The organism is Winogradskyella haliclonae, assembly GCF_014635865.1.
GTDB classification, from domain to species: domain Bacteria; phylum Bacteroidota; class Bacteroidia; order Flavobacteriales; family Flavobacteriaceae; genus Winogradskyella; species Winogradskyella haliclonae.
The window spans coordinates 357072-382539 of the sequence record NZ_BMDQ01000001.1; the positions used below are offsets into that span (position 1 = coordinate 357072).

The following is a 25468-nucleotide window of genomic DNA, read 5'->3' on the forward strand; positions in this document are numbered from 1 at the left end:
GTTTTTATGTATTTCTAATTTAATTTGATGCTACAGCACTGTTTTGTACCCATTCATTAACACTAGCAATCTTATTATTAGAATAATCTACTTCTTTCAATTTATCTGCACTCCAGTAAAACCATTTGCCAACTTTTTTTCCGCTGTCATACTTTGCAGATATAATCTTATTCCCTTCTTGACAATAGCTATACCATTCGCCATGAAGTTTTCCTTCTTTAGTATAAAACCCTGTCTGACTGATTTGACCATTATCATGGTAATACACCACTTCTATAAGGTTAGTCTCTTCATTAAGTTTTAAGGTTCTATCTTTTTGTGCATAGGCAAATCCTACACATAACATCAACATAATTACTACTATCTTTTTCATCACAATTTGGGTTTATTAATGATTATGAAACAAACATAACATTAATTTTACATTTAAACAAGATTTACGTAACATTAAATTAACATTAAATATCTATATAGTTGATTTTCAGAAGTTTAATTATGTAAATAAATTTAATATTGCATAAAAATGGATAATCTTTATTTTTAGGGACTCAACAGTGTCATTATGAAATTGAAATCCATTTTTGTAATCCTATTATCATCTTTTATTAGCCAATCCTCATATGGCCAAACCAAAAATGAAAAGGAAGAGCGCATCAAAATTTCAGAATTTCCTGAAGTGACTCAAACCATTATTGAGGCATTACCCAAAAACTGTAAGCGACTTAAATTTTACAAGGAAACAGATGGCGATAAGAAAAGTTATGAAGTAAAGTTTAAATATTTGAAACAGTATTACAGTATAGAGTTTTCAAATCAAGGTCTACTGGAAGATATTGAGGTGATTACTAAATTCAAAAACATCGAAGATTCTGCAAGGCAACACATTGCGGCTTATTACAAACAATTCTTCAAAAAGCACAAATTCATAAAAATTCAAAAACAGTATGTTTATACCAGCGATTTTAATGCCGATGCATTTATAGATCATACACTGAAAAAAAGGAATACCGCCTCAGCCAATTATGAAATAATAGCTGAAGTTAGAACAGATAAAAAAAGGAGCATTAAAGAATTTACTTTTAACCATAAAGGCGAATTTTTAAGCTCAAGAATTCTAAATCCAACATCATACGAGCATGTATTATATTAGGATTCTAATCATTTCTTTTAGCTTCATATTTGGGTTAAATCTGTTTTCTCAAAACAATTTTGAAACTCTAGGCGAAACAGGTTTTGCTTTAAACCATAAGGTTTCAGATTCGTACAAAATCAATTTTTCAGCACGCTCACGGTATTATTTATACCAAGACCAAAGCTTTGATTTTGAAAATCGTCAAGTAGACATTGCACACTTTTCAACGCTTAATTTAGATTACAACCATAGCTTGAGTTTAGGTATTCAATATCGTTTTAGATCATCTTTTGATGGTGGAGATAATGAGCTAAGACTTACCCAACAATTTAATTACACGAAAAAGAATCAAGCCTTGCGCTTTGGTCATAGAATTAGATTTGAGCAGCGCATTTTTGACCAACTAACTGTTTTACGTTCTCGCTATCGTTTTGCATTAGATGTTCCTTTAAATGGCGAGAAGTTAGATATAGGTGAAAGCTATTTGGTCGCATCTATGGAAGCGCTTTTGAGTAAAAATGTAAAGATTAAACCTGAATTAGACCATAGGACTACAGCACAAATCGGATGGCTTATTAATGAGACATCAAAAATTCAATTAGGTTTAGAATATCGTTTTGAGGCATTAAACATTAAGGCAGAAGAAAAGTTATTTATCCTAACGTCTTTTATTCTAAAAGTTTAAACTAATAATATTTCTCGGGAGTTATTAATTAACAATTATTTGACCGATATTGCAGACTGTATTTTATGAGCAATTTTGCTTAATTTAGATGTTCTAATATAACGTTTAGATAACGTTGCTTTGAAAATAATTAAGGTATTTTGCATACAATTTTTTAGTATCCGTTTACATGGAAAACCTTTACCTCTATATGCTAGCCGCTCTAGCATTTTTAGCAATAGCTGATTTAGTTGTTGGTGTTAGTAATGATGCCGTTAATTTTCTAAATTCTGCTATAGGTTCAAAAGCTGTTTCATTTAAAACCATTATGATTGTTGCTAGTATTGGTGTAGCCGTAGGTGCTATGACCTCTAGTGGCATGATGGAAGTTGCACGTAAGGGCATTTTTAACCCAGGCGAGTTTATGTTTGATGAGATTATGGTCATTTTTATGGCGGTAATGCTCACAGATATTCTACTTCTCGACTTTTTTAATACTCTTGGGCTGCCCACATCCACAACCGTATCTATTGTCTTTGAATTATTAGGCGCCTCTGTAGCACTTTCTGTTATAAAAATATATGGTGATGCTAACCAAACCCTATTAGACTTAGGCAACTATATTAACAACTCTAAAGCCATTGAGATTATTCTCGGCATATTACTCTCCGTTGTTGTCGCCTTTACTATAGGTGCTATAGTGCAATATCTTTCCAGGATTTTACTGTCATTTAAATTTCAGGAAAAACCAGCCTGGTATGGTGCCATTTTTAGTGGTGTCGCATTATCTGCAATCATGTACTTTATTCTTATAAAGGGTCTAAAAAATGCGACTTTTATTAGCTCTGATATATTAGAATTTGCAAATACGAATTTGTATGCCACCTTAAGCATAAGCTTTGTTTTTTGGACCTTATTGTCTTTGGCTGTAACAGTTCTTTTAAAAATAAACATTTACAAGCTGATTATTATTGTTGGTACTTTTGCATTAGCCGTAGCCTTTGCAGGTAATGATTTGGTGAATTTTATAGGTGTCCCAATTGCTGCATTTAACTCCTACGAGAGTTGGCATGAAGCCTATTTAGCTTTTGGTACATTACCTTCAGAATTTGGCATGCAGAGTCTTGCACAAAAAGTACCTACACAACCTTACCTTTTACTTTTGGCTGGTGTTGTTATGGTATTAACACTATGGTTTTCTAGTAAAGCTAAGGCCGTGGTTAAAACCTCGGTTGACTTATCCAGACAAGATGAAGTTAAAGAGCGTTTTGAACCTAACTTTTTATCGAGAACTATTGTGAGATATACTATAGAATTGTCTAAATCTATAAACCATATCCTTCCAGATTCTTTTAAGAAAACTACAGATAAACAGTTTACAAAACCTGAAAAAGACCCCTTAATAAAAGCTGCGGATTTACCTGCTTTTGATTTGGTAAGAGCTGCCGTAAACTTAATGGTTGCTAGTGTGCTTATTTCTATTGCCACGTCTATGAAATTGCCTCTATCTACAACTTATGTCACATTTATGGTCGCTATGGGAACCTCATTAGCGGATAGAGCATGGGGAAGTGAGAGTGCTGTTTACCGTGTTGCTGGTGTACTTAATGTGATTGGCGGATGGTTTTTTACTGCTTTTAGTGCGTTTGTTGCAGCCTTTATTATGGCTTGTGTTCTTTATTATGGCGGTGGTTTTGCGCTAATGGGTTTATTTATACTCGCCATCGTTTTATTAACAAGAAACTACATCACTCATAAAAACAAAGCCAAAAAAATAGACATCGAAGACGAGCTTGAGCGTACAGAAAGTTCTTCTGTTCAAGGTGTCATTCATGAAAGTGCAAAAAATATTTCTAACGTTGTTAAGCGTGGTAATCGCATATACACCAATGCAATTAGTGGGTTGGCTAAGCAAGATTTACTAGAGCTTAAAAAGAATAAAAAACAAGTCGCCAAGTTATCTGCTGAGGTAGACGACCTTAGAGACAATATCTTCTATTTTATTAAAAACCTAGATGAGTCTAGTGTTGGCGCAAGTAACTTTTATATTAATATTTTAGGGTATTTACAAGATATGACACAATCTTTAGAATACATTTCTAAAGTCAGCCATAAGCATATTAATAACAATCATAAGAAATTAAAGTTCAGTCAAATTAAGGAACTTAAAGAAGTGGATGATGTTTTAGAAGTACTTTTTGCAGATATAAAGTCCGCCTTTGATTCGCGTTCTTTTGAACAAATCGGAACCATATTATCTCAGCGTAATACTAATTTTGATTTGGTAACTTCTAAAATTGCCAAACAAGTAGAGCGTACTCGTACCGAAGAATCAAGTCCAAAGAATACCACTTTATACTTTGGGTTGCTTTTAGAGACCAAAGATTTAATTAATGCGACCATGAATCTTCTACAAGAGTATCATAATTCTCATGACAGCTCAGTAGAACCAGCAACAATTAATACTGAAGAGGAAGAGTAATCCCTGCTTTTGTATATTTGGTATCACAATACTTATTTTATGAAACCTTTATACGCGCTTTTACTCTTTATTGTGATTAGTATGCCCATACAATCGCAAAACCTAACTGGACAGCAGCTCTTAGAAAAAGCCATTAATTATCACGACCCAAGTGGCAATTGGTCGACGTTTAATGGTCACCTTAAAGTAACGATGACAACGCCAAATCAAAGTGCTAGAGTTAGTGCTATAAACATCAACTTACCTGCAGAGTTTTTTAGTGTTACAGCTGTTAGAAATAACACGAGCCAAACCTATACTGTTGACAAAACGGATTGCGCTTTGTTTTATAATGAAACTCAGCTTGATGAAGCTGCAGCCAAAGAAAAAAAGATGACTTGCGAGCGTGCCAATATGTATAAAAACTATTATACCTATTTGTACGGTTTACCAATGAAACTCGAAGACAAAGGCACAAACATTGACTCTAAAGTAGAACGCAAAACCTTTAAAGGCAAGGAATATTTAGTACTAAAAGCCACTTACGATGCTGCTATTGGGAGCGATGTTTGGTACTTCTATTTTAACCCAGAAACCTATGCTATGGAAGTCTACCAGTTTTATAAAACAGATGAAAATGGCAAGGTAAAACCAGACTCTGGAGAATATATATTACTCACTGAAGAAGACATCGTAAACGGCATTAAAATGCCTAAAGTCCGCGCTTGGTATTATAACAAAGATGATAAGTATTTGGGGACAGATACTTTGGGGAAATAAAAAAAACCAACGCTTTCACGTTGGTTTTATAACACTTAATTTAAAATATTAAGACCCACACATTAAGCAATCATCACCTTCTGCTTCTTTAGCTTGGGCAATTAATGCCTTCATCTCTTCTGCCGTCATTGGCTCAGCTTCTGGAGTCTCAGTTTTTTCAGCAAACTTGGCTGCTGTTTTTGCTGCTTTCTGCTTTTGTTGTTCTATAACAGCAGCGTCTGCAACTTTTATGGATTCTGATGCTACTTTCTCAGCAACAGGTTCTTTTTTAACTTCTCTTGTTACTGTAAATTTCTTAGCATCTACAGCTGCTTTTGTACGTAAGTAGTACATTCCTGTTTTTAAGCCACTCTTCCAAGCATAGAAATGCATTGACGTTAATTTAGCCATAGTAGCACCTTCCATAAACAGGTTTAGAGATTGCGATTGGTCAATGAAATAACCACGTTGACGAGACATGTCTATAATGTCTTTCATGCTCATTTCATAAACCGTCTTATAGAGCTCTTTAATATCTTCAGGAATGATATCAATGCCTTGAATAGAACCATTAGCTCTCATGATTTCGTTCTTAAGATTGTCATTCCATAAGCCTAAATCCACTAAGTCTTCTAATAAATGCTTATTAACTACAATAAACTCACCTGATAGTACACGACGCGTATAGATATTAGACGTGTACGGCTCAAAACATTCGTTATTTCCTAAGATTTGAGATGTCGATGCAGTTGGCATTGGCGCGACTAATAACGAGTTACGTACACCATGCTTCTTTACTTGCTTACGTAGTTTTTCCCAATCCCAACGACCACTTAATTCGTCATCTTTAATATTCCAAAGGTTATGTTGGAAATCGCCTTGACTTATCGGAGAACCTTCGTATGTTTCGTATGGGCCATCTTTTTTGGCTTCTTCCATAGAAGCTGTAACAGCTGCAAAATAAAGCGTTTCAAAAATCTCTTGATTCAATGCCTTTGCTTCGTCACTTGTAAATGGTAAACGCAACTTAATAAATGCATCTGCTAAACCTTGCACACCCAAACCAACTGGTCTGTGACGGAAGTTAGAATTCTGAGCTTCTATCACTGGATAGTAGTTTCTATCGATGACTCTATTTAAGTTCTTAGTCACACGTTTTGTGATTCTAAACAACTCCTTGTGGTCAAAAGCGCCATTTTTTACAAACATTGGCAATGCTATCGATGCTAAATTACATACCGCCACCTCATCTGGAGATGTGTATTCCATAATCTCCGTACATAGGTTTGATGACTTAATTGTCCCTAAGTTCTTTTGGTTAGACTTGCGATTAGCGGCATCTTTATATAACATGTACGGTGTACCCGTTTCAATCTGTGATTCTAAGATTTTCTCCCAAAGCTCACGGGCTTTAATGGCTTTACGACCTTTTCCTTCGGTTTCGTATTTTGTATATAAGGCTTCAAACTCTTCAGAGTGTACCTCTGATAATCCTGGGCACTCGTTAGGGCACATTAAGGTCCAATCGGCATTTTCTTGAACACGCTTCATAAATAAATCTGGCATCCACATGGCATAGAACAAATCACGTGCACGTAATTCTTCTGCACCATGGTTTTTCTTCAGATCTAAAAAGCTCATGATATCTGCATGCCATGGCTCAATGTACATGGCAAAACTTCCTTTACGCTTTCCACCACCTTGATCGACATAACGTGCCGTGTCATTAAATACCTTAAGCATTGGCACAATACCATTAGATGTTCCGTTTGTACCAGCTATGTAACTACCAGTGGCTCTAATATTATGAATAGACAAGCCTATACCACCTGCAGACTGCGAAATTTTTGCCGTTTGCTTTAAGGTATCGTAAATACCATCGATACTATCGTCTTTCATTGTTAATAAAAAACAAGAAGACATTTGCGGTTTTGGCGTACCAGAATTAAATAATGTTGGTGTCGCGTGTGTAAAGTATTTTTTAGACATTAACTCATAGGTCTCAATAGCGGCATCTAAATCATTTAAGTGAATCCCTATTGAAACACGCATAAGCATGTGTTGTGGACGCTCGGCAATTTTACCGTTTAGTTTTAAAAGGTAAGAACGTTCTAATGTTTTAAATCCAAAATAATCATAGCCGAAATCGCGGTTATAGATTATTGTAGAATCTAATCTGTCTTTATTTTCCATGATGACGTTGTACACTTCATCAGACAATAAAGGCGCATCTTTACCTGTGCGTGGATTGACATACGTGTATAAATCTTCCATCACCTCGCTAAAGGTTTTCTTTGTGTTTTTGTGTAAGTTAGACACAGAAATACGTGCTGCTAAACGTGCATAATCTGGGTGAGCCGTGGTCATTGTTGCTGCAATCTCAGCTGCCAAATTATCTAGCTCACTTGTAGTTACGCCATCGTATAGACCTTCGATAACACGCATGGCTACTTTTAATGGATCTACAAGCTCGTTTAAGCCATAGCATAGTTTACGGACTCTCGCCGTAATTTTATCGAACATGATTTGTTCTTTTCTTCCGTCTCTTTTGATTACAAACATACTGTACACATTTTTTGTTTTTTCTGAAATTGCCAGTTCAGAAAAGGGGTTAGTTAGTTATTCTAATGCTGTAATTATCTGTAGCTAAAGCAAATAATTACAGTAGTCAATGGTTAATTTTATGATTAGACAGGCGCTTCTTATAAGAAAAGCGCATGTACTATAAAGCTTGTTTTAATTTGAAAGGATTGATTATTAAAAATCGAAATCCATATTGTACTTATCCTCTTCGACTTCTTTGTTAAGGACACCTGCTTTTTGGTAATCACCAACACGCTTCTCGAAGAAGTTTGTTTTACCTTGAAGCGAAATCATATCCATAAAATCGAAAGGATTTGCTGTGTTATACACTTTTTCGCAACCTAAATCAGCAAGAAGCCCATCGGTTACAAATTCTAAATATTGAGACATTAAATTGGCATTCATCCCAATTAAACTCACCGGAAGAGATTCTGTGATAAATTCTCTTTCTATGTTTAATGCATCAACAATAATTTCTTTAATACGTTCTTTTGGCACCTTGTTTACCAAGTGGTGCTCATGTAGGTGCACGGCAAAATCACAGTGCATTCCTTCATCTCTAGAGATTAGCTCGTTAGAGAATGTTAATCCTGGCATAAGACCACGTTTCTTTAACCAGAAAATGGAGCAAAAAGAGCCTGAAAAGAAAATTCCTTCAACTGCTGCAAAAGCAATTAAACGCTCCGCAAAACTTGGAGATTCTATCCATTTTAATGCCCATTCTGCTTTTTTCTTAATGGCAGGAAATGTTTCAATGGCATTAAAAAGTTTTGACTTTTCTTTTTCGTCTTTGACGTAGGTGTCAATTAACAATGAGTAGGTTTCGCTGTGTATGTTTTCCATCATAATCTGGAAACCATAGAAAAATTTCGCTTCGCTATATTGTACTTCGTTTACAAAATTTTCTGCCAAATTTTCATTCACAATTCCATCACTTGCCGCAAAAAAGGCTAAAATGTGTTTGATGAAATAACGCTCATCATCGGTTAATTTCTCTGTCCAATCTGTAATATCTTGGTGCAAATCAATTTCTTCAGCAGTCCAAATACTCGCTTCAGATTTTTTGTACCACTCCCATAAATCATGGTGTTGAATTGGAAATATTACAAATCTATCTTTGTTTTCTTGTAAAATGGGCTCTACTGCTTGCGACATGTTTCTTAATTTATTTGTGAATTAATAGAAAATATTTGGTGTGACTTGGGACTAACAAATATGACAAAATGATTTACTTATTTTACTCATTTCACTGAAAGCTTTTCAACAAGTTTTTAACAACACGAAAATTCTTTCAAACGAGTTTCTATTTATCAGAATATTTTTTAAAATATTGATAATCAGTATATTATGAATATATTGTTGAAATTTTAATTGTAGGAATTAGATTATTAAAAAACTGCTAAGCAAGTGTAAAAATGGGCAGTTTTTAAATTTTGATAAAACTAATTTACATGAACAAAAAAACCGTTGAAAACTTCTTAAATTTTTATAAAACTAAAATTTAGCAACGTCAGATTTTAAAAAAAAGACAAAATTATTTGCCAAATTTTTCTTTAGCAACAGATTCTAGTTCCATATACCAATCTTCACCAAATTTTCTAATCAAAGCTTCTTTTACAAACTTATAAATGGGCACTTGCAATTCTTTTCCTAAAGCACAGGCATCATCACAAATTTCCCATTTATCATAGTTAACTGCAGAAAACTCGGTATACGCTTTTACTCTTATGGGGTATAAATGACAAGACACTGGTTTTTTCCAATCGACTTCTCCTTGATTATAGGCTTCTTCTATAGCGCAAAGTGCTGTTTTTTTATCATCAAAAATAACATACGCGCAATCGGCACCATCTATTAATGGTGTTTCTAAATCGCCAAAAGCAGTAGTAATTGATGTGCCTTGCGCTTCTATAGCTGCTATACCTTCTTTACGTAAAAACGGCTTAACTTTTGGATAGATATCCTCTAAAATTTTGGCTTCAGCCTTGTCTAAAGGTGCACCGGCATCACCATCAATGCAACAAGCGCCTTTGCATGCAGAAAGATTGCAAACAAAGTCTTTTTCAATAATGTCTTCTGACACAATAGTTTTACCGAGTTGAAACATTTTAATGGCTTAAATTCTTGAGCAAAAATACTTAAACTTTACCTTTATTTAATACTGAAAATCAGGAATTAAGTTGCAACTTTGCGGCGAAATTAAAACGAAAGATTATGGAATTTAATTTTAGACAAATATTTACTGCTTTTATGGTTTTGTTTGCCGTGATAGATATCATTGGCAACATTCCTATTATCATAGATTTACGTAAAAAAGTAGGCCATATACAAAGTGAAAAAGCCTCTATTATAGCGGGCATTATAATGATTGTGTTTTTGTTTGTGGGAGAGCGTCTATTGCATTTTATAGGTGTGGATGTTAACTCATTTGCAGTGGCTGGTGCGTTTATACTATTTTTTATTGCACTAGAAATGATTCTTGGTATTACCTTGTATAAGGAAGAAGAAAGTAACGCTATAACCGCATCTGTATTTCCATTAGCCTTCCCTTTAATTGCTGGGCCAGGAAGCTTAACAACGCTTTTATCCTTACGAGCAGAGTTTGAGATTCAGAATATTATTTGTGCTGTTATTATTAATGTTCTTGTTATCTTTATAGTGCTAAAAACATCTTCTCGTATTGAACGATTAATTGGTCCTAACGGGATACGAATAATTCGCAAAGTATTTGGAGTGATTCTTTTAGCCATTGCAGTAAAACTATTTACAGCGAACATTAAAGCTTTACTTGTATAGATGTTAGCTGTAACCACTAAAAAAACAATAAACATAAGCACATGAAACTATTTATTCCTATTGCATCAGTCATTGCAATTGCCTTGATTATTTTTAATGCTACAAAATTAAATTTTGATGCTTTATTTGAAGGCGAAAGCTTTACTGCTGTTATTACGATAGTCGCAGCACTTTGCGCTTTAGTTCTGCTTCAAATACTGAGAATCTCAAAAAAAATTGAACGTTTACAAAGCCACAAATAATGGATTTTGACGCTTTAATTATTGGTGGTGGCGCAGCTGGCATGTCCTGTGCTTTGGTTTTAGGTTCTGCAAAGCCTAAGCCTTTTGCAACTAATAAAAACATTGGTATTATTACCCATCAAAAAACATCGCATTTACAAACAGCACTGTTTAATAATGTCTTAGGATTAGACCCTGGCACTTTGGGTAAAGATATTTTGGAGAGTGGCAAACAGCAACTTAAAGATTTATATCCTCACGTCCAGCAAATTGACAAAGAGAAAGTGAAATCTATTGCAAAAACTACAGAAGGGTTTGTTATTGAAACTAATAAAAATGCTTACAGCGCTAAAACTGCTGTAATTGCTGTTGGTTACACCAATCTTATGACCATAAAAGGCTTAGAAAATTATATTGAAGCACACCCAAAAGCCATGCCTATAAAAGAACGCATCTGGCTTAAGAACGATAATCACCTTATTGAAGAGGGCCTTTATGTCGCGGGGACTTTAGCTGGATGGAGAAGTCAGTTTGCAATTGCCTGCGGTAGTGGCGCTCAAGTAGCTACAGATATTTTAACATTGTGGAACGGTGGAAAACACACCAAAATACATGATAAGATTTCGAGTTAATTACCATCAAAATTTTCTTGACTTAAAAGAATAACTTCGTCAATCATGATATCACTTTTATTGACAATCTCTTCAAAAGCATTATCATCATAAAGCTGTCTGGCAAGTGTTGCTTTAATGAGTCTTTTAATGACATCGTTAAAAGCAACGAAACTAATTTTTGTACGTTCCTGTCTATTAACATACTCCTGAAAACGTACAACGATATCATCGCTTACTGAAAAGTTATTTATAAAATCTCGCTTTTCAACACCTTTATAAATAGCTCTATTTTTGTCTAATTCTTCAAAAACAAAATATCCGAAATGACCAGAGCGTCTCAGGTAGTTAATGGTTTCGTTTTCAAAGGAGCGGTCTAAAGGCACAAAGACATCTGGTATAATTCCGCCACCACCATAAACCACTTTACCCTCCGGCGTAGTGAATTTTAATGAATCTTCTATTTGTATATTTTCAGAGTCCATAAGCTCTCCATTACGAAGTCGTTTGTAGTAATCGTTAAAATAGGCTCTATTCTTACCATTGTTATATGGTTTTTGAATAGACCGTCCAGTTGGTGTATAATATCTTGAAACAGTTAAACGCACAGCACTACCATCTCCAAGAGCCATTTCTCGCTGTACTAAACCTTTACCATATGATCTTCTGCCAACAATAACACCTTTATCATTATCCTGTAAAGCGCCAGCTATAACTTCACTAGCTGAGGCAGAACTTTCATTAATTAAAATATAAACTTGTCCTTCTTCAAAATCACCTCGTCCAGTGGCGTAAATATTTTCTCGTCTTCCTTTTTTGTTTTTTGTAAAAAGAATAAGCTTATCGTCTTCTAAAAATTCATCTGCAATCTGTTCTGCAATACCTAAAAACCCACCTGGATTGTCTCTTAAATCTAATGCCAATTTTGTTGCGCCTCTATCTTGTAACTTATCTAAAGCTCTTTTAAACTCTTTATAGGTTGACTCCGCAAAACGGTTAATTTTTATGTAACCTAAGTTATTGGTAAGCATATACGCAGCTTCGACACTTTTAATAGGAATATCACTACGCTTAACGGTGATGTCTAAAAATTCTTTTGTTTGCGGTCTGTAGATATTGAGTTTTACTTTAGTTCCTTTTTCGCCTTTAAGCTTTTTACTGATTTTTTCAGTACTAAAATTATTGCCTATAATAGAATCTCCGTCAGCAGTAATTATACGGTCTCCTCCTAATATGCCTGCACGCTTACTTGGACCACCTTCTGTTAGGCGAATCACGGCCAATGTATCTTTGTAAGGATAATAATTAATGCCAATGCCTACAAAATCGCCTCTCATATTTTCTGTTACACGTTCTAAATCTTTCTTTGGAATATATACTGAGTGTGGATCAAGATTATCTAATATTCCATTTACGGTAACGTCTACAATACTATCTGTATTTATGTCCTCGACATACTCATAATCTATATAATCTATGAGTCTATTAAGCTTATCCTTTTTACTGTTGGTTGTAAACAACCGATCTGAAGTATCTGTAAAGTTTAGTCTACCACCAATAAACACACCTAGAGCTATAGCAATGCCAATGATTAATGGTATATATTTTTTGGTATTAGACATATTATGCTTCTACTTCTTCTATTAAATCTATTTGAACTCCTGCTTTTTCAAGAAACTTTATACCAGAATCATCCTTATAAGCTTGAGAGTATACAACTCTAACTATTCCAGCTTGGTGAATGAGTTTACTACATTCTTTACAAGGAGATAAGGTGATGTAAAGCGTTGCACCCTTACACGATTGTGTTGATGAAGCGACTTTTAAAATGGCATTAGCTTCGGCATGTAAGACGTACCATTTGGTATAACCGTCATCATCTTCGCAATAGTTTTCAAAACCTGTTGGTGTGCCATTATAACCATCAGAAATTATCATTCGGCCCTTTACGATAATTGCACCTACTTGCTTACGTTTACAATGAGATAGTTTTCCCCATTCTTGAGCCATTCGTAAATAAGCCTTGTCGTATCGAAGTTGTTTTGCTTCTTGAGCCATTAACTTAAATTATAATATTTGTAATAAACGAATATAATGGCTTCGTATTTTATAAGCAATGCCTTGCAGTTAAAGTTTTACAAAACTTTAAAGTGTTTAAAAAATACTATTAGCAGAAAGTATTGGAATAACTAAACCAACAACAATTGATGAAACAACAAGAGTCCAATCGCGCTTTGAAACTTTAAAAATAGTTTGGCACAAGAAACCTAGAAAGAGAATTACAAAAACAATAATAACCTGAGCAAACTCAATCCCTAAAGCAAATTCTAATAATGCCAATGGCTTATTTTCGGCATCACCAAAGACCATTGTAAACTCTCGTGCAAAACCTAAACCATGGATTATACCAAAGGCCAAAGCTGTTAAGAAAAGTACCGATATTTTTGTATTTTCTTTGTTTTTCCCAGCAGTAAAAACATTATAAATTGCCGCAATTATTATGGTAATAGGTATTAGAAACTCTACAGTTTTACCATTTATTGAGACATAGTCATAAGCTGCCAAAACCAATGATAAAGTGTGTCCTAAAGTAAAAATGGACACTAAAAGTAGTACTCGTTTCCAATCTTTAAAAAGGTACGGCACTGCAAGCACCATTAAAAATAGTACATGGTCATAACCATTGATGTCTAAAACATGATTAAGACCATACTTTACATTAAACCAGAATTGATCCATATCGGGAGAATTATAAAATTTGTGTTAGGTTAATTTTATCTTTTTATAAAACGTATTGTCTTAGTTATTGAGTCAGCAACATCATTGATTTTTATAAAATATGTTCCGGAAATAAGAGATGAAACATTAATTTTTTTATTGTTAAAATCCATTAAAACTTTTTGCCCTAATACATTAAAAATTTCTATTTCTTTAAGTTCTATGTTGGTCTCAATATTTAATATGTCTTTTACTGGGTTTGGATAAACTGACATCTTATCTATTAGAGACTTTTCATCAATACTTAATATTCCCGATTTTGAAATTGTTATGACTTGATTTGCATTTATATCCGTAACTATAGTCTCCGTATTATCTGGCCATTCAATTTTAATTTCATCAACTAAATTACTTGTTCCTATTCCAAAAAAAGCCTCAGCAGGTTCTTGCCCAAAATGACTAGTTCCTGCAGTTATAAGTCGAATATTGGAGATCCCGTTAAATGTAGCAGTAACTTTTGCACCAATTGCAAAATGATTGCTGCCATCTAACCTTGGCCTAACTACTAAATAATTATTTGGATTTACGCCAGCTGAATAATTGTTTTGGTACAATCTTGCTCCTTTGGCATCTCCTGTATTTAATTTCATAGACTGCAATAAGTCTAAATCACCGTCTCTATCCATATCAAATGCCAGTAAAGATGCAGCTTCCCATAAATCATTAAAAGAAGCGCTCTCAGAAATATCGGAAAATAAAATACCATCTACATTAAGCCATAATTTAGATTCATCAGGCGACCACTCTTCTTGAGGCCAACCATTTGTTGTAGCTAAATCTATGTACCCGTCATTATTAGCATCAAAAAAAGTTGTCCCCCAATCCCAACCACTAGCACCAACATTAATTGCAGGTTCATTTGAGACTTCTGTAAAACTCAAACTGTTATTTGCCCAATCGTTCCTGAGTAAAATATTATGTCTTAAATTAACTTCTCCATCTTCAACTCTAGAAATATTAGTAGAATAAATATCCAAATCTCCATCATTATCATAATCTCCAAGCGTCATACCCATTTCGTTAAATGAACTATCCGCTCCAACAGATGCAGCAATATTTGTAAAAGTATTATCTCCATTGTTACTCCATAATTCATTTGCATCAAAATCAACATTAATATAAACATCTATATAACCATCTCTATTAAAATCATGAAAAACCGGTTGCCATCTGAACATAGATTCTTGACCTAAATCACTAGAAATACTAATATCTGAAAAAGTTCCATTCCCATTATTAATAAACAAAGTAGCTTCAGCTCCCCAAACAGTAACCAACACATCTAACCAACCATCGTTATTAATATCTGCTGAGGCTATTCCTCCTACAACTCTTTCTCGAAGTGTAACACCATTGTATTTACCATTAAAATCTAATCCTGAGTTATTTATCTCAGTAAACATGCCACTTTCTGTTTGTTTATAAAGAAATATATCTACTTTGTCTACACATCCTGAAGACACTTTAAAACAATCTCCTACTAGAACTAAATCAAGTAATTCATCTCCATCATAATCAAACCATAAACCAACTCTGACTCTATTTGAATTAGTAATTCCTAGTGTACTTGCTACTTCTTGAAATTGCCCATTCCCATTATTACGATAAAGCTGGCTAGGCTTACCAAAATTAGTACCCACAAAAAAGTCTAAATCACCATCTTTATCGAAGTCAACAACTGATGCGCCTCCTCCATACACACGTGCAATGATTGGATCACTTACGGTATCTATTAAATCGACTATACCGCTCGATGATGTAACATCGGTGAAAGTTTGAGAATTTGAATAATGAACTAAACAAAAGAATAAAAAAAGTAAGCTTACTTTTTTATTAATCAAAGCCTTATAAATACTAATTTTCATTTCTAAAATAATATTCACTAAAGTAAATAATTATATATGCTTTTTCAATTAAAGTTCGTTAAATGATATAATAAAAAAGGTCAAATCACTTTATTTATGATTTAACCTTTTTAGTACTCAAGGTGGGAATCGAACCCACACTTCCGAAGAAATCGGATTTTGAATCCGACGCGTCTACCAATTCCGCCACTTGAGCATTGAATTTGGATTGGCAAAAATAAAAAATTATTTCTGCCAATCAATTAAAAATACTAGGTTTTATGTTTTTTGCTAGGTAAATATTTTTCTAACTTTGAGCATATTTTTACAACTACAACTAACTAACATAATACAACACTAAAAATGCCTTACGACTCAACCGAAGCTAAGATTTTTACTTGTTCTCAAAGCAAATATCTAGCTGAAAAAATTGCTAACGCCTATGGCGTAAAACTTGGCAACGTCATCACATCAAGATATAGCGATGGAGAATTTCAGCCATCTTATGAAGAATCAATAAGAGGTACTCGAATTTTCATAATAGGTTCAACAAATCCTGGACCAGAGAATTTAATGGAAATGTTACTGATGATTGACGCAGCTAAACGTGCTTCGGCAAGACATATTACTGCGGTATTACCATATTTTGGTTGGGCTAGACAAGACAGAAAAGACAAACCTAGGGTTCCGATTGCAGCAAAATTAGTTGCAAAAATGCTGGAAGCTGCTGGAGCTACTAGAATTATAACCATGGATCTTCATGCAGATCAAATACAAGGATTCTTTGAAAAACCTGTAGATCATCTTTTTGCCTCTACTATATTTTTGCCTTATTTAAAGTCGTTGAATCTAGATAATTTAACCATTGCTTCTCCTGACATGGGAGGTTCTAAACGTGCCTATGCGTACTCAAAAGCCTTAGAAAGCGATGTTGTTATTTGCTACAAACAACGGGCTAAGGCTAACGTTATTTCGCATATGGAATTAATAGGTGATGTTACTGGGAAGAATGTAGTTTTAGTTGATGATATGGTTGATACTGCTGGCACCTTAACCAAAGCTGCAGATTTAATGATGGAGCGTGGTGCGTTAAGTGTAAGAGCTATTTGTACACATCCAATATTATCTGGAAGTGCTTATGAAAAATTAGCAAACTCCAAATTAGAAGAATTAATAGTTACAGATTCGATTGCTCTTACTAAAGAAAGCAGTAAAATTCGTGTTTTAAGTTGCGCAGACTTGTTTGCTGAAGTCATGCAAAATGTGCATCAGAATAAGTCTATTAGTTCTAAATTTGTAATGTAATCGTATTCCTTTTTTAGTGTATTTGTTTCCAATAGATAAGGTGTATTAAAAAAGAACGCTAGGTCTATAGAATTTTAATTTAATATTACTACATTTGCAGCCCTCAAAATGAGGTAATTAATAATTATTAAATTAAACTTTTAAAATGAAATCAATTACAATTAATGGATCTCAAAGAGAAAGCGTAGGCAAAAAGTCAACTAAAGCCTTACGTAATGCTGGTCAGGTTCCTTGCGTAGTATACGGAGGAGATAAGCCATTGCATTTCTCTGCACCAGAATTGGCATTCTCTAAACTTGTATACACTCCAGACGCGCATACAGTTGTGATTGCCTTAGATAACGGTGAAACAGTTAACGCAATCATGCAAGACATTCAATTTCACCCTGTGACAGATAGAATTATTCACGTAGATTTCTATCAAATCTTTGATGATAAAGAAATCACCATGAACATTCCTGTACGTATTACAGGTACTTCTAAAGGTGTTTTAAATGGTGGTAACTTAAGAAGACCTTACCGTAAATTAAGAGTAAAAGCAATCCCTTCAAATCTTCCAGATTTTATTGAGGTTGATATTACTCCTCTTAAAATAGGAAGCAAATTATACATCACTGAGCTTCAAAATGACGCTTACAAATTTTTACACCCAGATAATACAGTAGTATGTCAAGTAAGGCGTAGTAGACTAGCTGTTGTTGATGAGGAAGAAGAGGAAGAAGAAGGAGCAGAAGCAGCAGAAGCAGCAGCAGATGCACCAGCAACGGAAGCAGCACAAGAATAAGCAAAACTATTTCTTCATATAAGCTAAAAGCATTCTGTATTTCAGAATGCTTTTTTATTTTTGAGAAAATATAAATCTATGATTAAATGCTTAATACGCTTATTTAAATCTAAAGAAAACATTGACCCCATGAAAAAATTTTTGATTGTCGGCTTAGGTAATATTGGTGACAAGTACGAAAATACAAGACACAATATTGGTTTTAAAATATTAGATTATTATTCTGCTTCTCATGATTTTGAGTTTAAGACAGATAAATTAGGCGATTTGGCTTATTATAAAATAAAAGGGCGTACTCTAATTTTTTTGAAACCTAGTACCTACATGAATTTAAGTGGTAAGGCTATTAAATATTGGATGGCAAAAGAAAAAATTCCATTAGAAAATTTATTAGTTATAACAGATGATCTTAATTTACCATTTGGTACTTTAAGGTTAAAGGGAAAAGGAAGCGACGGTGGTCATAATGGATTAAAAGACACCCAAGACAAATTACAAACTACAAAGTATAGTAGGTTTAGATTTGGAATTAGTAATGATTTCTCAAAAGGAAGACAAGTTGATTATGTGTTAGCTAATTGGACAGATGAAGAAAATAATCAGCTAAAAGAAAGGTTAGAATTAAGTACTAAGATTATAGATTCTTTTGTTCTCTCGGGATTAAAAATTACAATGAATAATTATAATGGAAAATAAAAAACCTCTCAAAAATTGAGAGGTTTTTTTATGTAAATAAATTACTTTTTACTCGTCAGAATTATTTTTCTTAGGAAAATTAAAACGTACTAGGATTTCATGAGTACCATCATTGATATCATTCAAATCGCTTCTAGATGAACCTCCATAAGCATAACCAAAATCCATCCAATCAGCAAGATTAAACATTAAAGTACCTGCCCATGCACCATCTGTTGTGTAAACACCTGCAAGTTCAAAACGTTTGTTGTATCTGAATGCCGCGGTAAAGTCTGCAGATAATGGTGAACCATTGACATATCTTATCATAGTAGATGGTCTAAATTCAAACTTATCCGATAAGTCAAAATTATAACCTCCTGAAAGATACCAATGAGAATTATTATTAGATGTTGTAACTCTACCATCGTCAACATTAACACGCTCTCCTTGTAATAGCCCATTAATTGAGAAAGACACAAAATACTTTTCATTAAATAAATGTGCTCCAACTCCAAGATTAGGTCTAAAACCTTCGTCAATATTTTGAATCGCACTATCTCCGTTATTAAAACCAAACCTACCAAAGCCATCCTCATCAATATTATAAGTACTTGCTCCAGCTTTTAACCCTAAGAATAAATCTGTGGTTTCACTGAACTTTAACTTATACGAAAAGTCGACATTGAAACTTGTTCTATTCTCAACAAACACTTTATCATTAATAATTGACAAGCCTATTCCAAATTTTTCAGTAAGTGGTGTGGCAAAAAAGAAAGTTTGAGTTTCAGGTGCATCTTGAACGTTAACCCATTGACTTCTAAAGCTTGATGTCAAGCTTGTTTCACCATCTGCGGCAGCATAAGCAGGGTTAATTGCATTCATAGTATATCTATACAAGGCATAGTTAGGTTCTTGTTGTGCATATATAGTTCCAAACAATAACAATGCTACTACCTTTAAAATGTTTTTATAAAATTTCATTGAATTAATTGATTTAAAATTTATCTACTTTTTTAGTATGTAACAAATAACCATCCGTTAACAACTATGTTTCCTTCTCCTGATTGATTCACTACATAGTAATAAGAACCTGATGGCAGTGCTTTACCACTCTGGTTAGTTGCTCCCCAATCATTTCTGTATGAATTAGATGCGAAAACCTCATTTCCAGTTCTGTCATAGACTCTTACAGTAGTGCCTGGATAAAGCTCAATACTCTGAATCTGCCAAGTATCATTAACATTATCCCCATTAGGAGTAACAATATCATTAACAGTTATGTCATCACAAACATCTCCAAGACCGTCACCATCAACATCTGATTGATCTGCATTTGCAGTTAGAGGACAGTTGTCGTTTATATCTAACTCACCATCATTATCATCATCATCATCACAAACATCTCCAAGACCATCACCATCATTATCAGCTTGATCTGTATTAGCAGTAAACTGGCAATTATCATTAACATCTAATACCCCATCATTATCATCATCATCGTCACACTCATCTCCAATACCATCTCCATCATTATCAGCTTGATCTGTATTATCTACAATTACACAATTATCATCATCATTTAGAATTCCATCAGAATCAAAATCTTCTGAATCTCTAATACCACAAATTTCTAAGCTAAATCCATCCAGAGAACCTCCATCTAAACTTGGGTCTTGGTCAACAACAACTAAGAACCAAGTACCTATTGATTGTTGGCCATTAAAAAATGATAAAGGCTCTTCTGGAGCAAAAACTCCTGTAAATGGAGCTACACCATCATTAATTGAAACCGGTTGTATATCAACAATTCCATCTCCGTCTGTATCAATTCCATCATCATCAAAAACTGTGTTGGTGAAATTTTCACTACCTCCTCCAGCACCATCTGCCAAAACAACAAATTCTGTGGCTGTAGGATTGAATAAAGCTATTAATAAATCTCCAGTCCAAGTATGCTGAATATCAACAGTAACGTTAACATCTGTTATTGTCAAATCTTCTTCTATATCTACAGATATAACATATTGTTGACTAGGTAAAGCAGAGTCATCGTCAATTACTAATGACTCACCTGCATATGTTGCTATTGTACATGTAACATCACATACATCTCCAATTCCATTACCATCTAAATCTTCTTGATCTGCATTGGCTGTGCTCGGACAATTATCATCATCATTAAGCAATCCATCATTATCTATATCGTCATCACAGACGTCTCCTAATCCATCACCATCAACATCTGATTGGTCAGTATTAGCTGTCAAAGGACAATTATCTAATGAATCAGGAACCAAATCATCGTCTGAATCTGGCAGAGGTACACCACATATTTCTAAAGACCAATTTTCTATATTACCTGTATCACCAGAAACAAAATCTTGAACAGTTAAAAGCCAATCTCCACTAGCAATTTCTCCGTTCAATGTAGATAAATCACCATCTGGCGTAAATGTCCCTGTAAAGTCTCCAGAACCAGAACTTATAGGGTCAGTAGCATCACTGTCAAATACAGTATCAACATACTGTGTTCCATTTCCTCCATTACGGTTAGAAAGAATAACATCAGTACCTGAAGGGCTCGTTAAAGTTATAAGTAAATCATCACCCCATGTATGAGATACATTAATAGTTACATTTACATCTGTAATTTCAGAGACATCAGTAACTTGAAGAGTTGAACTTACAGGGTCTCCAGGACCAACAAAGAATATTCCATCTGGTATGGCTATTGGAGTATCAGTTGCTGTTGAAACATTACATTCAATAGTACCAGTTTGAAAACTAGTAGAAGCATATGCTCCTTCTCCACAATTATTCACAGCTCTAACTCTCCAAAAATAAGAAGTATCAGTAGCAAGCCCCATAGGTACAAATAAAGCCTCTGTAACAACTCCACTAGATACTATATTAGTAAAACCTGCATCAGACGCTACATCAACTTCATAGGCAGCAGCATTAGAATCTTCACTCCAAGTAAATTCAGCCATTGGAGGAACTCCAGTAATTCCTCCGTTAGGATAACCCTGAGTAATTGTTCCAAATGTATCGTCAAATACATTTAAAGTAGCATTAGTTGGAGCCGTATCTGTACCATCAGTAGTTTCTATTTGAAAATCATAAGTCCCTACATCTACAGAAGCTAAACCACTAACCGTCATTGTAACAGGAGTCGCATCAGCTGTAACTGTACTTGGACTAAAACTAGCTGTAGCACCCATTGGCAAGCCATTAGTTGCAAAAGTCACTGAACCTGTAAAAGTCGGATCTATAAGATTATATGTAAAATTATATGTTGCATCAGCTGGTTTACAAACTTCTACATTTGAAGCATTAGAATCTGCAAAAGTTATCTCAAAAGGAAAAGGGGATTGATTAAGAACTTCCCTTGGCCCACCAGGTTCAAAAACTGCACGCATTCTGTCAATTTGCCCTTGAGTAAAAAGTCCCATGCATGCATCATCACTGTAATCCATATAGTTTTCGAACATATCATCAGTACCACATTTAACTGGCCTAGCTCCAGCACAAGGGTAGTTAGGACTATCAGAACTCGGTGTGTCATCTACAAAATCATCAACACCACAGCCACCATCACCCCAGATGTGACGAAGATTAAAATAATGACCTATCTCATGAGTAGTAGTACGACCTAAATCATAAGTATCATCTAAGAAAAAAGTTTCACCTGCAGCAGCTTCATAATCTGAAGATCCAAAAAACTGCGGGCTCATTACAATACCATCGTCAGGGTCACCTGCACTTGCTGGGAATGTTGCATATCCAAGGATTCCACCTCCGATATTACCTACCCAAAAATTAAAATAACGTAATGGATCCCATGCATCAGTTCCTCCTTGGGCTGAGAACTTAATAGAATCGTCAGTTCCCCATGCCGCAACATTAGTTTCTTTTCTTGTGATACCGTTTGTAGGGTTACCATCTGGATCTATTTGAGCTAAGTAATATTCTATTTTAGTATCCCCAGCTTGAGGCCATATGTTTGCTTGTATATCAGCAAACTCATCATTCAAGGCTCTAAAATCCTTATAGATAACATCTATTTGAGATTCTATTTGAGCGTCGCTAATGTTTTCTACTGGGTTAGCAGAATTCCAAACCACGTGTACTACAACTGGGACATATATAATATCATCCATCATTCGGAAGCTATTATTTGCAATACCTTGTTGAGTAAAGTTTTCTAGCTGATTCATTCTTTCCTGATATGCAGGATCTTGCATCTTCTGTTCTAATAAGTCATTAGAATAACAGTTCCTCTCTTGAGCAATTAAAGAAGATGAAATCAAGAAAAAAGCAGCTACTAAAAAGTAAAGATTTTTTTTCATTTGAAGTGAGTTTAATTAATGTAATATAAAAGTCTTTCAATAATCACAATCACAGTGCTTAATGAAAGACAAAACCTTAAAGGTTAGTTAAAAAAGAATTTAAATATTTAGTTATGAGTTTTAAATGTAGTTTTTTTGCCATATGGATTAGTATAGGATTATTAAATTAGCATCAAATTTATACTTTTTTTTCACATATCCTTAACAAAATCAGAATATTTCGTACAATGTCATCAAATCACCGACGTTTTTCAAAAATTTTAACAATTGGAACCTTTGATGGCGTTCACATTGGCCATCAAAAAATACTAAAACGAATAGTAAACCTCTCAAAAGAGAAAGACTTGATACCTAGCGTATTGACTTTTTTCCCTCATCCCAGGATGGTACTCCAACAAAATCACTCTATAAAACTATTAAACACTATTGCAGAACGAAGAATGTTGCTAGAAAAATTTGGTATTGAATTAATATGCGTAAAAACATTTACAAGAGAGTTTGCCAACTTATCCGCTAGAGCTTATATAAAAGATATTTTAATAAATGAATTAAATACCAAACAGGTTCTCATTGGATATGATCATCATTTTGGAAAAAACAGAAGTGCTAACATTAATGATTTAAAACAATTTTCTGAAGAGTTTGATTTTGAAATTGAAGAAATCTCTGCAGAAGATATTGCAGAAGTAACTATAAGCTCCACTAAAATACGAAATGCCCTCAATAATGGAAATATATCTCTTGCTAATACGTATTTAGGTTATAATTATTTTTTAACCGGAAAAGTCGTTAGTGGCCAAAGCATTGGGCGCACTATTGATTTCCCTACAGCTAATATATTTATAGAAGAAGATTACAAACTCATCCCAAAAGATGGCGTATATGTTGTAAAATCTATAATTAATGACACCCAATATTACGGCATGATGAATATTGGCTCAAACCCTACTATAAAAAACAAGCCAAGATCTATAGAAGTCCATTTCTTTAATTTTGAAAACGATATTTATGGTAACCAAATTGTAATAGAACTATTAAGTAGATTAAGAGATGAACATAAGTTTGAAACCTTAGAAGCGTTGCAAGAACAACTTAGACTAGATAGAGAGAGTGCATTAGTATATATTAAATCAGTAGAATGAATACATTTTTATTTAAACATATAGATAATTCTTCTCTAATCGTTTTTAGAATTTTCTTTGGACTACTTTGTTTTTTAGAATCTGTTGGCGCCATATTTACAGGTTGGATAAAAAAAACACTAATTGAACCCGAATTTACTTTTAGTTTTATAGACTTTAGTTGGTTGCAACCATTATCAGGAAACTGGATGTATGCGTATTACATTGTAATGGGTGTTTTTGGGCTACTTATAATGGTAGGCTATAAATATAGGTATAGTGCTTTTGCTTTTGCAATGATGTGGGCTGGCACATATTTTATGCAGAAATCATCATACAATAATCATTATTATTTATTGTTCTTGCTAAGCTTTATTATGGCTATTCTACCTGCCAATCGCTATGCAAGTTTTGATGTAAAACGCAACCCTAAACTCAAAAGCATATCCATGCCCAATTGGTGTCGATGGGTGTTTATTTTACAACTCTTTATTGTATATACTTATGCTTCAATTGCAAAAATATACCCAGATTGGCTAGATGCCTCAGTAATCAAGCTATTAATGCAGGGTAAATCTCACTTTCCTATAGTTGGTGAGCTACTTCAAAATGAAAGTGTACATTATTTTATTGCATACTCTGGAATAGTATTCGACGGGTTAATTATCCCACTATTGCTTTTTAAGCCAACTCGTAAATATGCATTTTTCGCTTCTATATTTTTTCATCTTTTTAATTCCTTTGTATTTCATATTGGTATATTCCCCTACTTATCCTTAGCATTCTGCTTATTCTTTTTTGAACCAAAAACAATTAGAAATATCTTTTTAAAAAAGAAAGAACTCTACTCTGGTAATGCTATAAAAATACCTAGTTATCAAACTATTTTTAAAATTGCTTTTGCAACATACTTTATAATTCAGGTAGCACTCCCATTACGTCATTACTTTATAGAAGACAATGTGCTTTGGACTGAAGAAGGGCATCGACTCTCATGGCGTATGATGTTACGTGCTAAAAATGGAAGCATTAATTTTAGGGTAATTGATAATGCTACAAATAAGATTATCCCTATTAAACTCAACGATTACCTTACTAAAAAACAACAGCGAGGCTTAAAAACTAAGCCCGATTTTATATGGCAATTTGCTCAAATGCTTGATAAAAAATTTAAAATTGAAGGTAAATCTGTTTCAATATTTGTCACTTCGTATGTGAGTGTAAATGGTAAACCTTCAAAACGTTTTATAGACCCAGAAGTAGACCTTACTAAAGTAGAGTGGAATTACTTTAAACACAACAAGTGGATTTTACCTTCAAAATAGACTTCTTTTTGTTTCACTAGCCATAAAATCTTTTTACTTTTGCCCTTTGCTAATTAG

At 34.0% G+C, this 25468-nt stretch carries 22 protein-coding genes and 1 tRNA gene; 12 read left to right on the plus strand and 11 right to left on the minus strand.

The window, feature by feature from the left end; all coding sequences use genetic code 11:
• Positions 1-19: 19 nt before the first annotated feature.
• Positions 20-373 (minus strand): toxin-antitoxin system YwqK family antitoxin, encoded by a 354-nt coding sequence (locus tag IEV10_RS01620; protein WP_188372951.1) that lies wholly within the window; start codon positions 371-373, stop codon positions 20-22.
• A 189-nt stretch (positions 374-562) separates the two neighbouring features.
• Here IEV10_RS01620 and IEV10_RS01625 point away from each other — a divergent pair, with 189 nt between their 5' ends.
• From IEV10_RS01625 to IEV10_RS01640, 4 genes are all read left to right on the plus strand, one after another.
• Positions 563-1150, plus strand: a complete 588-nt coding sequence (locus IEV10_RS01625; protein ID WP_188372952.1) for a hypothetical protein — start codon at positions 563-565, stop codon at positions 1148-1150.
• Positions 1137-1817: a DUF2490 domain-containing protein gene (locus tag IEV10_RS01630; RefSeq protein WP_188372953.1), complete on the plus strand. Its 681-nt coding sequence runs from the start codon at positions 1137-1139 to the stop codon at positions 1815-1817. The genes IEV10_RS01625 and IEV10_RS01630 overlap by 14 nt, the downstream gene beginning before the upstream one ends.
• Before the next feature lie 169 nt (positions 1818-1986).
• A complete protein-coding gene (locus IEV10_RS01635) occupies positions 1987-4278 on the plus strand; it encodes an inorganic phosphate transporter (protein ID WP_188372954.1) in 2292 nt (763 codons plus the stop codon).
• Positions 4279-4317: 39 nt separating this feature from the next.
• Positions 4318-5037 carry a DUF6503 family protein gene (locus IEV10_RS01640; RefSeq protein ID WP_188372955.1) on the plus strand — a complete coding sequence of 240 codons (720 nt, stop codon included), beginning with the start codon at positions 4318-4320 and terminating at the stop codon, positions 5035-5037.
• A gap of 48 nt (positions 5038-5085) precedes the next feature.
• Here IEV10_RS01640 and IEV10_RS01645 read toward each other — a convergent pair whose 3' ends face one another.
• From IEV10_RS01645 to IEV10_RS01655, 3 genes are all read right to left on the minus strand, one after another.
• Positions 5086-7578, minus strand: coding sequence for a ribonucleoside-diphosphate reductase subunit alpha (locus IEV10_RS01645; protein ID WP_188372956.1), 2493 nt, complete (start codon positions 7576-7578; stop codon positions 5086-5088).
• Positions 7579-7773: 195 nt separating this feature from the next.
• Positions 7774-8754, minus strand: coding sequence for a ribonucleotide-diphosphate reductase subunit beta (locus IEV10_RS01650; protein WP_188372957.1), 981 nt, complete (start codon positions 8752-8754; stop codon positions 7774-7776).
• A gap of 379 nt (positions 8755-9133) precedes the next feature.
• A complete protein-coding gene (locus IEV10_RS01655) occupies positions 9134-9706 on the minus strand; it encodes a DUF3109 family protein (RefSeq protein WP_188372958.1) in 573 nt (190 codons plus the stop codon).
• Positions 9707-9813: 107 nt separating this feature from the next.
• Between IEV10_RS01655 and IEV10_RS01660 the strand changes: the two genes are divergently transcribed.
• The 3 genes from IEV10_RS01660 to IEV10_RS01670 are packed head-to-tail and all read left to right on the plus strand — an operon-like array spanning position 9814 to position 11248.
• Positions 9814-10395, plus strand: a complete 582-nt coding sequence (locus IEV10_RS01660) for a MarC family protein (RefSeq protein WP_188372959.1) — start codon at positions 9814-9816, stop codon at positions 10393-10395.
• 41 nt (positions 10396-10436) lie between these two features.
• Positions 10437-10637, plus strand: coding sequence for a hypothetical protein (locus tag IEV10_RS01665; RefSeq protein ID WP_188372960.1), 201 nt, complete (start codon positions 10437-10439; stop codon positions 10635-10637).
• A complete protein-coding gene (locus tag IEV10_RS01670) occupies positions 10637-11248 on the plus strand; it encodes an FAD-dependent oxidoreductase (RefSeq protein ID WP_188372961.1) in 612 nt (203 codons plus the stop codon). The genes IEV10_RS01665 and IEV10_RS01670 overlap by 1 nt, the downstream gene beginning before the upstream one ends.
• Here IEV10_RS01670 and IEV10_RS01675 read toward each other — a convergent pair.
• From IEV10_RS01675 to IEV10_RS01695, 5 genes are all read right to left on the minus strand, one after another.
• Positions 11245-12849 (minus strand): S41 family peptidase, encoded by a 1605-nt coding sequence (locus IEV10_RS01675; RefSeq protein ID WP_188372962.1) that lies wholly within the window; start codon positions 12847-12849, stop codon positions 11245-11247. The two genes, IEV10_RS01670 and IEV10_RS01675, sit on opposite strands and share 4 nt — an antisense overlap.
• A gap of 1 nt (position 12850) precedes the next feature.
• A complete protein-coding gene (locus IEV10_RS01680) occupies positions 12851-13285 on the minus strand; it encodes a deoxycytidylate deaminase (RefSeq protein WP_188372963.1) in 435 nt (144 codons plus the stop codon).
• A gap of 96 nt (positions 13286-13381) precedes the next feature.
• On the minus strand, positions 13382-13966 hold the full coding sequence (locus IEV10_RS01685) for a HupE/UreJ family protein (RefSeq protein WP_188372964.1): 585 nt from the start codon (positions 13964-13966) through the stop codon (positions 13382-13384).
• 35 nt (positions 13967-14001) lie between these two features.
• Entirely contained in the window at positions 14002-15870 is a 1869-nt protein-coding gene (locus IEV10_RS01690; protein WP_188372965.1) for a T9SS type A sorting domain-containing protein, read from the minus strand.
• A 114-nt stretch (positions 15871-15984) separates the two neighbouring features.
• A tRNA-Leu gene (locus tag IEV10_RS01695) sits at positions 15985-16066 on the minus strand.
• Positions 16067-16212: 146 nt separating this feature from the next.
• On the opposite strand from IEV10_RS01695, the gene IEV10_RS01700 reads away from it, so the two are divergent.
• The 3 genes from IEV10_RS01700 to pth all read left to right on the plus strand — a co-directional run bounded on the left by IEV10_RS01700 (position 16213) and on the right by pth (position 18634).
• Positions 16213-17154, plus strand: a complete 942-nt coding sequence (locus IEV10_RS01700; RefSeq protein ID WP_188372966.1) for a ribose-phosphate pyrophosphokinase — start codon at positions 16213-16215, stop codon at positions 17152-17154.
• A gap of 145 nt (positions 17155-17299) precedes the next feature.
• Entirely contained in the window at positions 17300-17938 is a 639-nt protein-coding gene (locus IEV10_RS01705) for a 50S ribosomal protein L25/general stress protein Ctc (protein ID WP_188372967.1), read from the plus strand.
• 78 nt (positions 17939-18016) lie between these two features.
• The gene (gene pth, locus IEV10_RS01710; RefSeq protein WP_188372968.1) at positions 18017-18634 is read left to right on the plus strand and encodes an aminoacyl-tRNA hydrolase; all 618 of its coding nucleotides are present in this window, start codon (positions 18017-18019) and stop codon (positions 18632-18634) included.
• 48 nt (positions 18635-18682) lie between these two features.
• Here the strand turns inward: pth and IEV10_RS01715 are convergent, their stop codons facing one another.
• Together IEV10_RS01715 and IEV10_RS01720 are read right to left on the minus strand one after the other, a co-directional pair.
• On the minus strand, positions 18683-19597 hold the full coding sequence (locus tag IEV10_RS01715) for a PorP/SprF family type IX secretion system membrane protein (RefSeq protein ID WP_188372969.1): 915 nt from the start codon (positions 19595-19597) through the stop codon (positions 18683-18685).
• A 32-nt stretch (positions 19598-19629) separates the two neighbouring features.
• Positions 19630-22965: a thrombospondin type 3 repeat-containing protein gene (locus IEV10_RS01720; RefSeq protein ID WP_188372970.1), complete on the minus strand. Its 3336-nt coding sequence runs from the start codon at positions 22963-22965 to the stop codon at positions 19630-19632.
• Between the two features lie 227 nt (positions 22966-23192).
• On the opposite strand from IEV10_RS01720, the gene IEV10_RS01725 reads away from it, so the two are divergent.
• Positions 23193-24107 carry a bifunctional riboflavin kinase/FAD synthetase gene (locus IEV10_RS01725; RefSeq protein WP_188372971.1) on the plus strand — a complete coding sequence of 305 codons (915 nt, stop codon included), beginning with the start codon at positions 23193-23195 and terminating at the stop codon, positions 24105-24107.
• Positions 24104-25411 carry an HTTM domain-containing protein gene (locus IEV10_RS01730; protein WP_188372972.1) on the plus strand — a complete coding sequence of 436 codons (1308 nt, stop codon included), beginning with the start codon at positions 24104-24106 and terminating at the stop codon, positions 25409-25411. The genes IEV10_RS01725 and IEV10_RS01730 overlap by 4 nt, the downstream gene beginning before the upstream one ends.
• Positions 25412-25468: the final 57 nt, after the last annotated feature.

What these genes read in the sequence shown, in the direction of transcription:
- IEV10_RS01620 (WP_188372951.1), bottom strand. Translation starts at nt 373, where the DNA reads ATGAAAAAGATAGTAGTAATTATGTTGATGTTATGTGTAGGATTTGCC.
- IEV10_RS01625 (WP_188372952.1), top strand. Translation starts at nt 563, where the DNA reads ATGAAATTGAAATCCATTTTTGTAATCCTATTATCATCTTTTATTAGC.
- IEV10_RS01630 (WP_188372953.1), top strand. Translation starts at nt 1,137, where the DNA reads ATGTATTATATTAGGATTCTAATCATTTCTTTTAGCTTCATATTTGGG.
- IEV10_RS01635 (WP_188372954.1), top strand. Translation starts at nt 1,987, where the DNA reads ATGGAAAACCTTTACCTCTATATGCTAGCCGCTCTAGCATTTTTAGCA.
- IEV10_RS01640 (WP_188372955.1), top strand. Translation starts at nt 4,318, where the DNA reads ATGAAACCTTTATACGCGCTTTTACTCTTTATTGTGATTAGTATGCCC.
- IEV10_RS01645 (WP_188372956.1), bottom strand. Translation starts at nt 7,578, where the DNA reads ATGTTTGTAATCAAAAGAGACGGAAGAAAAGAACAAATCATGTTCGAT.
- IEV10_RS01650 (WP_188372957.1), bottom strand. Translation starts at nt 8,754, where the DNA reads ATGTCGCAAGCAGTAGAGCCCATTTTACAAGAAAACAAAGATAGATTT.
- IEV10_RS01655 (WP_188372958.1), bottom strand. Translation starts at nt 9,706, where the DNA reads ATGTTTCAACTCGGTAAAACTATTGTGTCAGAAGACATTATTGAAAAA.
- IEV10_RS01660 (WP_188372959.1), top strand. Translation starts at nt 9,814, where the DNA reads ATGGAATTTAATTTTAGACAAATATTTACTGCTTTTATGGTTTTGTTT.
- IEV10_RS01665 (WP_188372960.1), top strand. Translation starts at nt 10,437, where the DNA reads ATGAAACTATTTATTCCTATTGCATCAGTCATTGCAATTGCCTTGATT.
- IEV10_RS01670 (WP_188372961.1), top strand. Translation starts at nt 10,637, where the DNA reads ATGGATTTTGACGCTTTAATTATTGGTGGTGGCGCAGCTGGCATGTCC.
- IEV10_RS01675 (WP_188372962.1), bottom strand. Translation starts at nt 12,849, where the DNA reads ATGTCTAATACCAAAAAATATATACCATTAATCATTGGCATTGCTATA.
- IEV10_RS01680 (WP_188372963.1), bottom strand. Translation starts at nt 13,285, where the DNA reads ATGGCTCAAGAAGCAAAACAACTTCGATACGACAAGGCTTATTTACGA.
- IEV10_RS01685 (WP_188372964.1), bottom strand. Translation starts at nt 13,966, where the DNA reads ATGGATCAATTCTGGTTTAATGTAAAGTATGGTCTTAATCATGTTTTA.
- IEV10_RS01690 (WP_188372965.1), bottom strand. Translation starts at nt 15,870, where the DNA reads ATGAAAATTAGTATTTATAAGGCTTTGATTAATAAAAAAGTAAGCTTA.
- IEV10_RS01700 (WP_188372966.1), top strand. Translation starts at nt 16,213, where the DNA reads ATGCCTTACGACTCAACCGAAGCTAAGATTTTTACTTGTTCTCAAAGC.
- IEV10_RS01705 (WP_188372967.1), top strand. Translation starts at nt 17,300, where the DNA reads ATGAAATCAATTACAATTAATGGATCTCAAAGAGAAAGCGTAGGCAAA.
- pth (WP_188372968.1), top strand. Translation starts at nt 18,017, where the DNA reads ATGATTAAATGCTTAATACGCTTATTTAAATCTAAAGAAAACATTGAC.
- IEV10_RS01715 (WP_188372969.1), bottom strand. Translation starts at nt 19,597, where the DNA reads ATGAAATTTTATAAAAACATTTTAAAGGTAGTAGCATTGTTATTGTTT.
- IEV10_RS01720 (WP_188372970.1), bottom strand. Translation starts at nt 22,965, where the DNA reads ATGAAAAAAAATCTTTACTTTTTAGTAGCTGCTTTTTTCTTGATTTCA.
- IEV10_RS01725 (WP_188372971.1), top strand. Translation starts at nt 23,193, where the DNA reads ATGTCATCAAATCACCGACGTTTTTCAAAAATTTTAACAATTGGAACC.
- IEV10_RS01730 (WP_188372972.1), top strand. Translation starts at nt 24,104, where the DNA reads ATGAATACATTTTTATTTAAACATATAGATAATTCTTCTCTAATCGTT.